The following is a 12791-nucleotide window of genomic DNA, read 5'->3' on the forward strand; positions in this document are numbered from 1 at the left end:
GGCCGGCGCCGGCGCGCGGCCCGCCGACGCCCCCCCGCCCCCACCCGGCCCCCCCCCCGCGCCGGCGGCGCGCCCCGCCCGCCCCCCCCCCCCGCCGGGCTGGAGCGATCCCTCACGGGACCTCCCGCTGGACTCCGAGCGGGCCCGGAGCGACCTCAAGGCCGCGTGCCTGGCCTCGGTGTGTGCGCGCGGTGCCAGGGAGCGGCTCGACGCGTTCGAGAGCGGCGGCCACGCCGACCTGCCCGGAGCCGTGGTCTTCGGCTGCCTGCTGCACCTGGCCGGTCTGCGCGAAGGGGCCCGCTTCTGGTGGCAGTTCGCCGCCGGGTCCGGTGGGACCCGGACGGCGCACGCGGCGTACTGCCTCTTCCTGGACCACTCCCGGCGCGGCGAGCACCACGACGCCCGGGTCTGGGCGCGGGAACTGGGCCGCCACCGCTTCCGGCCGCGCGGCCACCGGGATCTGCGGGAGGTCCGGCTGTGCGCGCAAGCGGCCGTCCTGCGCTACGTCGACCAGATCGACGATCCCGACCTGGGCCCGGTGCCGCTGCCCCGCCCGGGGGTGTGCAGGGCGCTCGACGCGTTCCTGCCGCCGGCCGCTCCGGCGCCCCGGCCCCGGCCCGGTGCGGGCCCGCTGCGCCACCCCGCGCTGACGGCCGCCGCCCGCGGGACCGTCGTACAGCCCGGCGGGGGCGAGGCCCTGGCGCAGGCGCGGCGCGCCCTGGCCGTCGTGCGCGTCCTCGAACGGCGGCCGCTCGGAGTGCGGGCGGGCCTGCTGGGGCAGGAGGCCGGCCTGGCCGGGGCGGAGCTCGGGCCGCTGCTGTCGATGCTCTGCGAGGAGGGGTACGCGTACCGTCCCGGCGTCGGCGTGTACGCCCCCGGACCTGCCCTCGACCGGCTCTCGGCCCCGGACGGGCGGGGACTGTCCGCGCAGTTGCAGCGCACGCTGGCGCTGGCACGGGACAGCGCGGGCGCTGCCGTGTACCTGAGCCGGTACACGGAGGGCGAGGTCCGGATCACCCAGATGGCGGACGGGCCCGGCACCCCGCCCGTCCGGGAGTGGGTGGACTTCCGGGACGCCGCGCACGCCAGCGCGGTGGGCAAATGCCTGCTGAGCCAGCTCGACCACGACGGCCGGGTCGACCACGTCGCCCGGCACCGGCCGGCGCGGCTCACCGAGCGGACCATCACCGACAGCCGGGCCCTCTTCACGGCGCTGGACGCGGTGGCACCCGGAGCCCCCGTCTTCGACCTGCTCGAATACGCGCCCGGCGTGGTCTGCGCGGCGGTTCCCCTCGCGCTCGGCGACGGCGCCGGAAGCCTCGCGCTGTCGCTGCCCGGCGCGCACGCGCACCGGCTGGGCCGGGCCACCGAGGCGCTGCGGCGCAAGGCGGTCCCGGTGCTGCTGGCGCTGCTGCTGACGGGGGCGATCGCGCCGGACGCCACCGCGATCGCGCTGGACGCCACCGCGGACCCCGCGGACGCCGCCGAGGTACGGGCCGCGGTCCCGGGGCCCGCGCAGGGGCCGGTGCCCGTCACCGCGGAGACGCTGCGGCACCTGCGCAGCGTCTTCCGGACCCCACTGGGCCGGGCGGCGGGCCGGGCGGCCTGGACGGGCGGGTCCGGCGGGGAGGGGCCCGCGGACGGGACCGCGGGACCGCATCTGGTCAGCGACAGCGCCTCGGGGGCGGCGTACCTCTTCGACGCGCCGCAGGCGCCGCCGGACGGCGGGCTCCCCGGCTTGGCGCTCCCCCGCACCTTCGCCCCGCTGGTACCGGGCAGCCTGCGGACGGCGGAGGGTCTGGTGGTGCTGCGGACCTGACCGGTGTCAGGGCGCGACGGTGCCCGGTGTGCCGGTGACGAAGGTGGCCACGGCGGTGTCGAAGTGCTGCTTCGCCTCGGCGAGCCGGCCGACGGGCGCGGAGACCCAGATGTCGTACATCCGGCCGTTCTCGTCCCAGCAGAGGTCGTAGGTGTGCCGGGCGCCCTCCGCCGGGGTGAAGCCGTCCCAGGTGAACTCCCACAGCGCTGCCGGGAATTGGTTGCGAGTCGTCGATACCACCGTGCCGTCGTGGTAGCCGGGGTTGGTGTCCGGGCCCTTCGCGTGGGACTGGCGCATCACGCCGAGCGGGCCGCCGGGGACCGGCATCTTCACCCTGATTCCGACGCGGAAGGCGCCGTCCGGGGAGATGTAGAAGACCCGCTGGTCGTCGGTGGCCCGCTGGTACCCCTCGGGTACGGCGATGGCGAAGCCCTGCGGGTCGGCGAAGGTCCGGTAGCCGGGGGGCAGCGCGCCGGGCGTCCCGGCCGAGGCCGCGCCCACCGGGCTCCGGGACGGGGTCGCCTGCGCGGGCGTGGCGGCAGCGCCGGCCGCCGCCTCCCGCCGCTGCCCGCGCGCGGGGTCCTCGCCGCCGAGCAAGGAGGCACCGGCCACCGTCCCGGTCGCCACGAGGACCAGTACGGCCGCGATCAGCCCCGTGCGCAGGCCCGGGCGGGTCGCGACGAGCTGCCTGGCCGTCGGGCGCGGGGGCACGGCAGGCGCCGTCAACCCCTCGGATCCCGGGGCCGCTTCGGGGCCGGAGCCCGAGCCGCGTGCGGGTGCGTATACGGGGATCCGGTCGGCGGGCTGGTGGCTGCCGCCGGCCAGGTAGGCGGACAGCAGACGGTCGACCTCGGCCGCCCCCATCCTGCGCTCCGGGTCCCGCTCCAGCAGTCCCCGGATGACGGGTAGCAGCGGACCCGCCTGAGCGGGCGGCCGGATCTCGCCGGAGACGACGGCGTGCAGGATGCCGCCCAGCGAGTCGCGACGGAAGGGCGACTCCCCGGTCAGCGCGGCGCACATCAGCGTGCCGAGCGACCACAGGTCGCTGGCCGGGCCGGCCTCGGCGCCCTGTATCCGTTCGGGAGCGGTGTACTCGGGCGAGCCGACGAACGCCCCCGTCTCGCTGATGGTGGTGGCCCCGGAGAGGCGGGCGATGCCGAAGTCGGTGAGCACGACCCGGCCGGTGCCCGCCTCCATCAGGACGTTGGCCGGTTTGACGTCCCGGTGGAGCACTCCCCGGGAATGCGCCGCGGTCAGGGCGCCGAGCAGGGCGAGACCGGTCCGGGCCGCCTCGACCGGGGTGAGCGTCTTCCCGGCGGCCATCAGCTCGGCGAGCGAACCGCCGTCGACCAGCTCCATGACGATGCAGGGCCGCCCGTCGTGTTCGACGATGTCGTGGACCACCACCACATGGGGGTGGCGCACGTGTGCCACGGCACGCGCCTCGCGCAGCGCTCCGGCGGCGACGCCGTCCGGATCACCCTCTCCCAAGTGGAGTTCCTTGACGGCCACCGGCCGCCCGAGGAGCTCGTCGCGGGCCCGCCAGACGGTCCCCATCCCGCCCCGGCCCAGCCTCTCCTGCAGGCGGTACCGCCCGGCCACCACGACACTGCCGCGCGACTCGTCTTGTGGCACTGCGTCCTCCCCAACACCTGGTCCCGGGCCCATGATGCCGCAGCCCGCCCCGCCGCCCACTCTTCGTCAGTGCTGTGCCGGGTAGTTCCACCGGGCCGCAACACCAGGTACCCCGGCGGCGCCCGTGGCGCGCGCCTTAAGATCGTCCCGGGACCGGTCACAGCTCTACGGGGGGCACGCATGGAACCCACAGCCATCGGGATCCGGCTGGCATCGGCCGTCGTCGGCCCGATCGTCAAGAAGTTCTTCGTCGCCGACGGCCCCGGAGCGGGCCTGGTCGACAAGCCCGTCCGGCTCTCCGGCTACGTCTCGTTCCGGGGCGAGAAGCGCACCCTCACCGAGGCCGACCTGCGCATCCTGGCCGGCACCCTCGTGCAGCAGGCCCTGCGCACGGGCGGGCGCCGCCTTCCGGCGGACGAGCACGGGGCCGTCACCGACGCCCTCGCCGCCACCCTGCACGCCCTCGGCGACCTCACGATCACGGACGTCGACGCCGTACGCCTCGGCCCGGAGGCCTTCGCCCGCGAGCTGCGCCGCGCGGGCGGCCACCCGGAGCGCCATCTGTCCGCCGACGCCACGTACTTCTACGAGGCCCTGGTCGGCGTGGCCGCCCTGCACATCCTGGAGTTCTTCACCCAGCGCAAGACCTTCACGGCCCACGCACTGGTCCGTCAGACCCGCGCCATTGACGAACTGACCGCCAAAACAGACGAGTTGCTGCGGCGCGCCCCGTTGCCGGAGGCGGCGGACGCCGTCTTCGAGGCGACGTACCTGCCGTACGTGGCGAAGAAGCACGGCAAGCTCACCATCTACGGGATCGACCTCGGCAACTCCCCCACGCGGTGGCCGCTGGACGTGGCGTACCTGAGCTTGGAGGCCGTCGCGGCGGGGAAGCCCCCGCCGTCGGCGCCCGCGGAACCGGAGGCGGACCCGGCCGGCCACGCGCCGGACTGGCTCGCCCTCCGGAACGCCGTGGCCCACCCGCCCGAACCCCAGCCCGCGGACCAGGTACTGGCCCACACGCCGCGCGTCCTCCTGCGGGGCGAAGCCGGTTCGGGCAAGACCACGCTCGTCCAGTGGCTGGCCGTGACCGCCGCGCAGCAGGACCGCGCGGACCGGCCCGTGTACCTCCACAACCGCGTGCCCTTCGTACTCCCCCTGCGCACGCTCACCCGCCACGGCGAACAGCTACCCACCCCGAAGGACTTCCTCACCGCCACGGGCTGCCCGCTCTCGGGCTCCCAGCCGGCCGGCTGGGAACACCGGGTCCTCGCCGCCGGGCGGGGCCTGGTGCTGGTGGACGGCATCGACGAGGTCCCCGAGCCCGAGCGGGAGCGGACCCGCCGCTGGCTGCGGGACCTGATCGACACCTACGACGGCGGGAACCGCTGGCTGGTCACCTCGCGGCCGTCGGCCGTCGGCCAGGACTGGCTCGCCGAGGACGGGTTCCGCGAACTGACGCTGTCCTCCATGGGGCCGGCCGACGTCGCCACCTTCATCGGGCGCTGGCACACGGCCGCCCGTGGCGAGGCCTGCGACGACGCCGCGCTCGACGCGTACGAGGAACAGCTGCGCACCGCCGTCCGCACGAAGGGCGATCTCGGGCGGCTGGCCACCAACCCGCTGATGTGCGGGCTGATCTGCGCACTGCACCGTGACCGCAGGGGCTATCTACCGCACGGGCGCAGGGACTTGTACGAGGCCGCGCTGTCGATGCTGATCAGCCGGCGGGACCGGGAACGCGACATGGCCGTTCCCGACCTCCGGGAGGAGCCGCAGCTCGACCTGCTCCAGCGGCTCGCCTACTGGCTCATCAAGAACGGCCGTACGGAGATGGACCGTTCACAGGCGGAGAGCATCATCGGCCGGGCCCTGCCCGCCGTTCCGGAGGCGGCCGCCCTGGGTGACGCGGCGACCGTATTCGAGCACTTCCTCCAGCGCAGCGGGCTGCTGCGTGAACCGGCGCCGGGAACCGTGGACTTCGTCCACCGCACCTTCCAGGACTTCCTGGGTGCGCGGGCGGCAGTGGAGGAGGGCGATTTCGGCCTCCTCGCCGCGCACGCCGCCGACGACCAGTGGGAGGACGTCATCCGCATGGCGGTCGCGCTCGCCCGGCCCCGCGAACGCGTGACGATCTTCAAGGACCTGCTCGCCCTCGGCGATCGCAGCAAGAAGGAGCGGATCCGCTCCCGGGTCTACCTGCTCGCCGCCGCCTGCCTGGAACACGCCACGACGCTGGAGCCGTCCGTCCGCGAGGCCGTGGAGGAGCGCACCGGGAGGCTGATCCCGCCGCGCGGCGATGCGGAGGCCCGCGCGCTCGGGGACGTGGGTCCGCTGATCCTGGACCTCCTGCCCGGCCCTTCAGGGCTCCGCGAGATGGAGGCGTACTACACGGCGGTCGCCGCCTCCCGCGTTGCCTCCGATGCGGCCCTGCCGTTCCTGAGCGGGTACGCCGGGCACCACTACCTCGCGGTGCGCAGCCAACTCGTGTGGGCCTGGTCGCGCTTCGAGACCGTGCGGTACGCGGAAGAGATCATCGCGCGGCTGGACCCGGCCGGACTCGACTACACCGTCACCTCGGACGAACAGCTGCGCCAGTTGGAGCGTCTGGGAGTGCGCGCGGACTCCCTGGACGTCAGGGCCTCCGTGTCCACGGAGGCGCTCGGCTCGTACCTCTCCCGTCGCACGGTGACCAAGCTCAGGCTCGCGGAGCACCCGGTCGTGGATCTGGGATTCCTGGCCGGACAGACGGAGCTCAGGTCCTTCACGGCCGCGCACTGCCCCGCACTCGTCGACCTCTCCTCCCTCGCCGCCCTTCCGCTCCGCGAGCTGGACATCCAGTCCTCGGCGGCCGTGGACCTGCGCCCGCTGGAGGGGCTGGCGGAGCTAACGTACCTCCGGATCGTCGGCTCCCTGCCCCGTGACTGGTCTCCGGAGGCGCTTCATCCGCGCGCGCCCCTGCGGCACCTTCTCTTGGCGGTTCGCGTCCCTTCGGAGCAGGGGCTCAGGGGACTGGGCCGCTACCCCGAGCTCGCCACCCTCAGCCTCACCGGAGTGGCGTCGGCCGAGGACTGGCAGGAGCTGTCCCGCCTGCCGGTCCTCGGAATCCTTTCCTTGGAGGCGCTCTCCTTCGAGACCCTCCCGGCTGACGCGGTCCTGCAGGGAGTCACCGATCTGCACCTCCACGACCCCGACGATGGACGGGTCGCGCAGCAGGTGATCGACCGGCTGCCGCGTTCGTTTCCCGGCCTTGCCTATTGTGAGTACCAGGGGATGCTGAAGGGAGAGGACGACATCGACGTCTCGCCCTTGGTGCAGATGTCCGCCCTGCGCGAGTTCCACATCGACCTTCCCGCCGCCCAGGTCCACGGCAGGGCCGCCCTGCCCGCCCACATGAGCGTCTACACCGCCGACGACTGAGACCGGGGGCGGCGGCATCCACCGTTCCACGATGCGCGAACCGCTCCCGCAACAGCTCCGGCGCGCCGCTTACCGGCGGAAGTCCGGCATGCAGAACACCTTGTCGTACCGGCGCTCGCCGACGGCCACGAAGCCGGGCAGCCGCCCATGCTCGGTGAAGCCCAGGGCTGCGTAGAGCCTCAGGGCAGCAGTGTTGTCACCGCGTGCGTCCAGGGTGAGGACCTCGATCCCGGCTGCCCGGGCGTCCGCGATCAGAGCGGTGGTCAGCGCCCGCCCGACGGCCCGGCCGTGGGCGTCGGCGTCGACCGCGTTCTCCTCCCGAGCGCGGCGCTCCTCGATCGCCTCGACGAGGAGCCGTGAAACAAGTCCGGCCCCTTGCTGTTCGCAGGGGGCCGGATGGTCTTTCGACCTTCTGTGGCCAACCGACTGTTTCCGTCGACCTGCAGCTTTGCAACGCCTTACGGACTCAAGTTCCCGCGTCTTTCAAGATCACTTCCCACGCTGCTGGTCAGCGCTTCTGTGGAGTCGTTCCTCGCTGCCCCCAGCCAGGCTCTTCTCGGTCTTCCTGGCTTCAACATCACCTTCCAGGAAGGGTTCGCGGCCTTGCCGACCACTCCGAAGACGCTACGCCACTCTCCCTGCGCAGCGACAAGCGGTCAGCGGCCTTGATCGCGCACGAGCACGTCCGCATGTCTGGCGAGCCGGGAACCCGCCCTTGTCCTGGCCTCCCAGCCATCTAAACAGGGCACGGCCAGCCGGGTCCGCGTCCGCGTGGGAGGCAGGTCGGCGGCCACGGAGCGTAGCGACGCGTTGGGGGCGACGAATATGCGCTGTGGGGCGCGTTGCGCTTTCTCGCCGCGCTGTTGCGCCTTGTCTGCGCCTGCCTTCACAGAGAGTCGGAGATCTTGTCCGTTTTGAGAAGGGAAGTGCCGGTCGGCATGGGATGCCGTGGCTGCCTTTAGCGACTCTGGATTCGAGGGGGCGACTAGAGTGCCGGGGAAGCGCGGCCGCCGCGCCGACGCCACCCCCGGAGGACCCCGTGCGCATCCACGTCGGCCATTTGACGAGCCGTCCGGAGGTAGTTACGAGCTCAGCCGGAGCGATCCTCCTTCCCAATGACTGGGACGATTACGGGTTCCATACGAGCTACGACCTCTTCTTCAGAGAGACGTACGGCGCCATGCCTCAACTGATCGGACGCGTAAAGATCGGCTGCGTCGGCCAGCAGCCAGGCGGTCATCCGCTGCCTCCTGGGGAACTGTCCGACCTCGACCCCAAGGTGTTCTTCTCGGCAGGCCAGGACGACACCTACTACGACAACATCCGGGCCCTGGGGCCGGCAAAACGCCAAGCCCTGCTCTCTGCCCTGTGTGACATCGCCTTCGACGTCCGGATCACCAACAACGCACTGCCCCAGGAGGTGACACGGAGCTCGCTTCTGCGCTCAGTCGATCAGCAAACGCTGTTGGGGCAGTACAGACACATCGCCCGCGGCCTCGACCGCCTCACGAAATACAGCTTCGCCTACGTCGCGCGGTCCCACGCTTCGCGCCCGCCGTCGCTGCTGACTTTCGATGTCGACCCCGCCTCTGCGCCCCCGAGTAACGTTCATGTCCTGATCGGCCGCAACGGAGTTGGAAAAACCACTCTTCTTCACGACATGGCACAGGCCGTGGTCAACGGAGACCGTCCGGAAATAGCCGTCGCCAGCATGGGCTACGAACTGACGCAGGCCCCGGATGACCAACCGTTCGCCACCGTTGTCTCCGTATCCTTCAGTGCCTTCGATCGCGTCACCGCCATCACCGCGACGTCCCCCTTCGCGATCAAGCACGTGTCTGTGGGGCTGCTGGCTGACAGCGGGGAGCCCAAGACACGTGATGAACTGGCTTCCGAGTTCGCCACCAGCGTCGAGGCCATTGCACGAGCGGGCTGGGCTCACAGGTGGCTCCACATTCTTCAGATGCTCAAGCACGACCCCGTCTTCGCGGAGTCACCCGTTCACGGCTACGCGGGCCTTCTCCGCAACGACGAGGCGCACATGAGGGGCAGGTCAGACCGCGTACCGCCCGACGAGCTCATCGCGATCTTCAAGGGACTCAGCTCCGGCCACGCCCTCGTGCTGCTCACCATCACCCGGCTGACGGAGCTTGTGAACCAGCAGACCCTCGTCCTCCTCGACGAGCCGGAAGGGCACCTGCACCCGCCGCTGCTCGCCTCCTTCGTCAAAGCCCTCTCCAGCCTGCTGACCGACCGCAACGCCGTCGCGATCGTGGCGACCCACTCTCCTGTCCTCCTTCAGGAGGTACCCCGGTCCTGTGTCTGGAAGATCGGGCGGCGGGTGGAGCGGCCCGAGATCGAGACATTCGGAGAGAACGTCGGTGTACTCACCCACGAGATATTCGGACTGGAGGTCAAAGACTCCGGGTTCCATGCCGAGATCTTGCAAGCCGTTCGGGAACTGGACTCCTACCAGGAGGTGTTGGCTCGGTTCAGCGGGCAGCTCGGTGGGGAGGCCAAGGGGCTCGTCCGGATTCTCCTGGCGGACAAAGCGGCAGGCGAGGACATCTGATGTGGCCTCTGGACCCTCCCGGTCACAGCGCCCGCGACAGCTACGAACTCTGCATTTCCCTCACCAAGGAGATGGGAGAGCAGAAGCGGCACAGCCGGCTGATCGCAGCGGCCGACGCCGTCCACACGGCCGGCGAGGACTTCCGAACCGCAGCCGCCGACCAGACCCTGCACACCCTGGAGCCCGAGAAGTTCCAAATCCCTGGCTTCAGCAACGAGGAGAGACCCGTCAGCTGGATCTACCAGAACGGCATGGTCGCCGGCCCCGGCCGCTCCATCTACAACCAGCTGATGAGCGCGCCCGAACACGAACGGTGTCCCCTGTGCGGCCACGGGATCGTCAGTCAGCTCGACCACTTCCTACCCAAGAGCAGCTATCCGGCCCTCTGCGTGGACCCGCTCAACCTCATACCGGCCTGTCCGGACTGCAACAAGGCGAAGTCCGACAAGCGAGCCGCCTCGCTCGAGGAGCTCCCCCTGCACCCCTATCTGGACCGCATCGACGGTCAAGGGTGGCTCGACGCCAAGGTGGTCCACGAGGACGGTTCGGTACGCCTGGAGTTCTTCGTCTCCCCTCCCCTTGACTGGGACCAGGTCCTGGCCGCTCGCACCCAAAACCACTTCAAACTGTTCGGGCTCCGGAGAACCTACGCCGTCCAGGCCAACAGATTCATCGGTGAAATCCGAGGCCAGCTCCCTGAGCTCCTGGACTCCGGCGGAACGGATTCCGTGCGCGATCACCTGCGCACAGGCGCGACCAGCTCGCTCAGCAAACGCCCCAACAGCTGGATGGGAGTCACCTACCGAGCCCTGGCCAACGATGCCTTGTTCTGCCAGGGTGCATTCGGTGTCTGAGCCTCCGGACACGGCCCTAAAGCGGAGCCCATCACCCGCCCGCACAGCTAGGCCGCCTATCGAAGGTGGATCTTGGGCTGTGAATTGCTCACGAGGCGGGGATATCCCACGGATGGGCCGTGGCGGCGCAGGAGCCGCTGCTGCCGAAGGGTGCCAGGGCGGGGTATCCCGGCCGAATACGGACCATGAAACCGCGATGGATGCACGTACCGGTCAGCGGTCCGGCTGAGATCGGTCCGTACGTGTGACACTGGCGCCTCGCCAGACATGTCGACCCGCTTCAGGCCACAGAGTCGATCCGGTCTTCACAGGCTTTCTGGATCATGGCGAGATCAGAAAGAATCTCCGCGCTGCCCACCGGCTCGTGTTCAAGCGCTTCGATGGCCTTCCCGACCCGCTCGCCCAGCTCGTCTACCGTCTCGCCTGGCAGGAAGGGGGTCCCGAAGCCGTACCCGGTGTCGATCCGCGTCAGCAGATCCCGCTTCACTGCATCCCAGCTCCGACGCGCCACGTCCTGTTTCGTGCCGGGTGTCTCGCTGCCAGTGATCGCTTCGAGATCCCGTTGAAGGGCCTGGATGTTGGCGTAGAGCTGAGTACACAGCTTCCGCAGCCTCGTCCAGGTCTTGTGTCCGGCTACGATCACGGCCGCTGCGAGCGTGACAGCTATGGGGATCAGCATCTCCGGCCGCTTGGGAAACAGTACCGAGAAGATCGCGATGCCTGCGGCGTACACGCCGATCGTGTTCGCCAGCGTACGGCTATACAAGGCCCGCAAGATCCGCCAGCTCAGCCGTTCCAAGGGAGAGTCCTTGGGTTCTGTGGCCTGCGCCAGGAAGGGGAACAGGCCCCAGCCCCAGGCCAGCCTGCCGGCGTCGGAGAAATGCTCCGTGGAGTTGCCCGGGTCCATGAGGACCCGATCACCGATGCGAAGGGCGTACATGTACAGCCAGAACGCAGCCAGCCCCCACGCAAACGTCTTGCAAGTGCTCCAGCTGCGGACCCACACGGGAGAGATCCGCTTCGCTCGCGTCCAGTCCCGGATCCTTGACAGGGCACGGTGACGATGGACCAGTCCCCTGAATGCTCTCACACCGTACAAGGCCAGTACGAGTCCGCCGAGGAACAACGGCACCCCGAGCATCGGGCTGGCGGTTTCGAACAGCCTGTTGCCCCAGACGTTGAGAACGAATCCGAGCGGCAGGCAGGCGTGCCGCAGGTGCTCGGCGGCGAACCTCGCGATGTGGCGGGGTAAGGTCATGCCGTCAGAGTCGGCCGGACCCTCCCGCGCCGTAACTCATTTGAGGCACTCCAGAGCTTTCGAAGGCCTTCTTGGTTCCTGATGCTGCTCTGGCAGTCTGGGTACGCCGGGCACGGGCACCGGTGTTGGCCTCATTCAAGAAGGCTGTCGCCTCTTCCTCGTTCGCCGTGAACGGTCCGCTGCCACACCGGCGTCGCCACCTCTGCCACTAGCAGAGTCTGCAGAGCGTCCACTCCCTTCTCCCTCACGAGGTCGGAAGCCTCCTCCTCTAGGGGGAAGTCTCCTTGGAGAGCATCGCAGTGCAAGCAACCGCTGCTCAGATATCTCGCGCCGTGGGTGCCGCTCCACCGGGGTTTGATCGACTCGGCGAGGCGTATGTACCCGGATCCGGCCAGCAGTTCCTTCAGCCAGATGCGCGAGGTCTCATTCACCGTCCTCGGTCTCGGGTCGGTAGGGGCTGGACGGTGCGGATATAGACCCACCACGCATGTGGTGGTCTGGTGGCATTTCCAACATGCGCGGTCCAGGGACAGCACGCGCAACTGGATCGTGGCTGAGCAGCCGGCCGGGATGATGTCGGTGATCCACGGATCCTGTCCGTACTGGTCATTCTCATCCCAGCGTTCACACCGGATGGCGACCTCTTCGCATACGGGGCAGCGGGCTCTGCGCTTTCCGTCGTTGCAGGGGGTCAGTGTGGCTGCGCCCGCGGCGACCGGTACCGAGCATTCCATGCAGAGACCAGCGAACCGGTTCGTCTCGCCCCGTGGGGCGAGGCTGTGGAGCGGCTGCTTCAAGGTCACGCCAGCGGTGTTCGCAAGGGGGCTCTGTCCGGGAACATCCGCGGGGCAGTACACCTTCCAGCTGTCCCCGAGCCGGACCCGTACTCCGGCGCCGGGCTCCACGTACAGGTGGCAGTGGCTGGCTGCGCACACACCCCCGTACTTGTTCGAAGGCAGTCCGCTCATCCCAGTTCCCTCCACCTATGTCACCGCCGATGCCGGGGACGACACAGGTGACGCGGGTGGTCTGGACCGTATCAGGCGCAAATCCTTGCCTCCCGTTCGCCGCTGCACGGACTCGACGGCCACTCGTGGTCCGGCCCTTCCCGCATCGAGCGCCACGGCCGGGCACCGGAGGTGTTCGCGAATGCCGGCTGGCCCTGCCTGGTGCCGGGCCGATGTCCATGTCCATGTCCATGTCCATGAGTGGGGCGTACTGCTGGCCTGCGTA

The 12791-nt window shown here is 70.3% G+C and carries 6 protein-coding genes and 2 pseudogenes; 4 read left to right on the forward strand and 4 right to left on the reverse strand.

Annotated elements, in window-relative coordinates; translation table 11 throughout:
• Positions 1-697: 697 nt before the first annotated feature.
• Positions 698-1417: pseudogene (locus tag ACFWBY_RS34535) on the forward strand (IclR family transcriptional regulator C-terminal domain-containing protein); the annotation flags it as partial.
• 408 nt (positions 1418-1825) lie between these two features.
• Here ACFWBY_RS34535 and ACFWBY_RS34540 read toward each other — a convergent pair.
• Positions 1826-3376, reverse strand: a complete 1551-nt coding sequence (locus tag ACFWBY_RS34540; RefSeq protein WP_385335782.1) for a serine/threonine-protein kinase — start codon at positions 3374-3376, stop codon at positions 1826-1828.
• A gap of 258 nt (positions 3377-3634) precedes the next feature.
• Between ACFWBY_RS34540 and ACFWBY_RS34545 the strand changes: the two genes are divergently transcribed.
• The gene (locus tag ACFWBY_RS34545) at positions 3635-6874 is read left to right on the forward strand and encodes an NACHT domain-containing protein (protein ID WP_385335656.1); all 3240 of its coding nucleotides are present in this window, start codon (positions 3635-3637) and stop codon (positions 6872-6874) included.
• 69 nt (positions 6875-6943) lie between these two features.
• Here ACFWBY_RS34545 and ACFWBY_RS34550 read toward each other — a convergent pair.
• A pseudogene (locus ACFWBY_RS34550) lies at positions 6944-7192 on the reverse strand (GNAT family N-acetyltransferase); the annotation flags it as partial.
• Positions 7193-7913: 721 nt separating this feature from the next.
• On the opposite strand from ACFWBY_RS34550, the gene ACFWBY_RS34555 reads away from it, so the two are divergent.
• Both ACFWBY_RS34555 and ACFWBY_RS34560 read left to right on the forward strand, forming a co-directional pair.
• Entirely contained in the window at positions 7914-9446 is a 1533-nt protein-coding gene (locus ACFWBY_RS34555) for an AAA family ATPase (RefSeq protein ID WP_385335658.1), read from the forward strand.
• Positions 9446-10300, forward strand: coding sequence for an HNH endonuclease (locus tag ACFWBY_RS34560; RefSeq protein ID WP_385335660.1), 855 nt, complete (start codon positions 9446-9448; stop codon positions 10298-10300). Before ACFWBY_RS34555 ends, ACFWBY_RS34560 begins: the two co-directional genes overlap by 1 nt.
• A 280-nt stretch (positions 10301-10580) precedes the next feature.
• On the opposite strand, the gene ACFWBY_RS34565 is transcribed toward ACFWBY_RS34560, so the two are convergent.
• Both ACFWBY_RS34565 and ACFWBY_RS34570 read right to left on the reverse strand, forming a co-directional pair.
• The gene (locus ACFWBY_RS34565) at positions 10581-11558 is read right to left on the reverse strand and encodes a hypothetical protein (RefSeq protein WP_385335662.1); all 978 of its coding nucleotides are present in this window, start codon (positions 11556-11558) and stop codon (positions 10581-10583) included.
• 131 nt (positions 11559-11689) lie between these two features.
• On the reverse strand, positions 11690-12526 hold the full coding sequence (locus ACFWBY_RS34570; protein WP_385335796.1) for a hypothetical protein: 837 nt from the start codon (positions 12524-12526) through the stop codon (positions 11690-11692).
• Between the last annotated feature and the right edge of the window lie 265 nt (positions 12527-12791).

Source organism: Streptomyces sp. NPDC060049 (assembly GCF_042736715.1).
GTDB lineage: Bacteria > Actinomycetota > Actinomycetes > Streptomycetales > Streptomycetaceae > Streptomyces.

Excerpts from the sequence above, each read along its gene's own strand:
- ACFWBY_RS34540 (WP_385335782.1), bottom strand. The coding sequence starts at position 3,376 with ATGGGGACCGTCTGGCGGGCCCGCGACGAGCTCCTCGGGCGGCCGGTG.
- ACFWBY_RS34545 (WP_385335656.1), top strand. The coding sequence starts at position 3,635 with ATGGAACCCACAGCCATCGGGATCCGGCTGGCATCGGCCGTCGTCGGC.
- ACFWBY_RS34560 (WP_385335660.1), top strand. The coding sequence starts at position 9,446 with ATGTGGCCTCTGGACCCTCCCGGTCACAGCGCCCGCGACAGCTACGAA.
- ACFWBY_RS34565 (WP_385335662.1), bottom strand. The coding sequence starts at position 11,558 with ATGACCTTACCCCGCCACATCGCGAGGTTCGCCGCCGAGCACCTGCGG.
- ACFWBY_RS34570 (WP_385335796.1), bottom strand. The coding sequence starts at position 12,526 with ATGAGCGGACTGCCTTCGAACAAGTACGGGGGTGTGTGCGCAGCCAGC.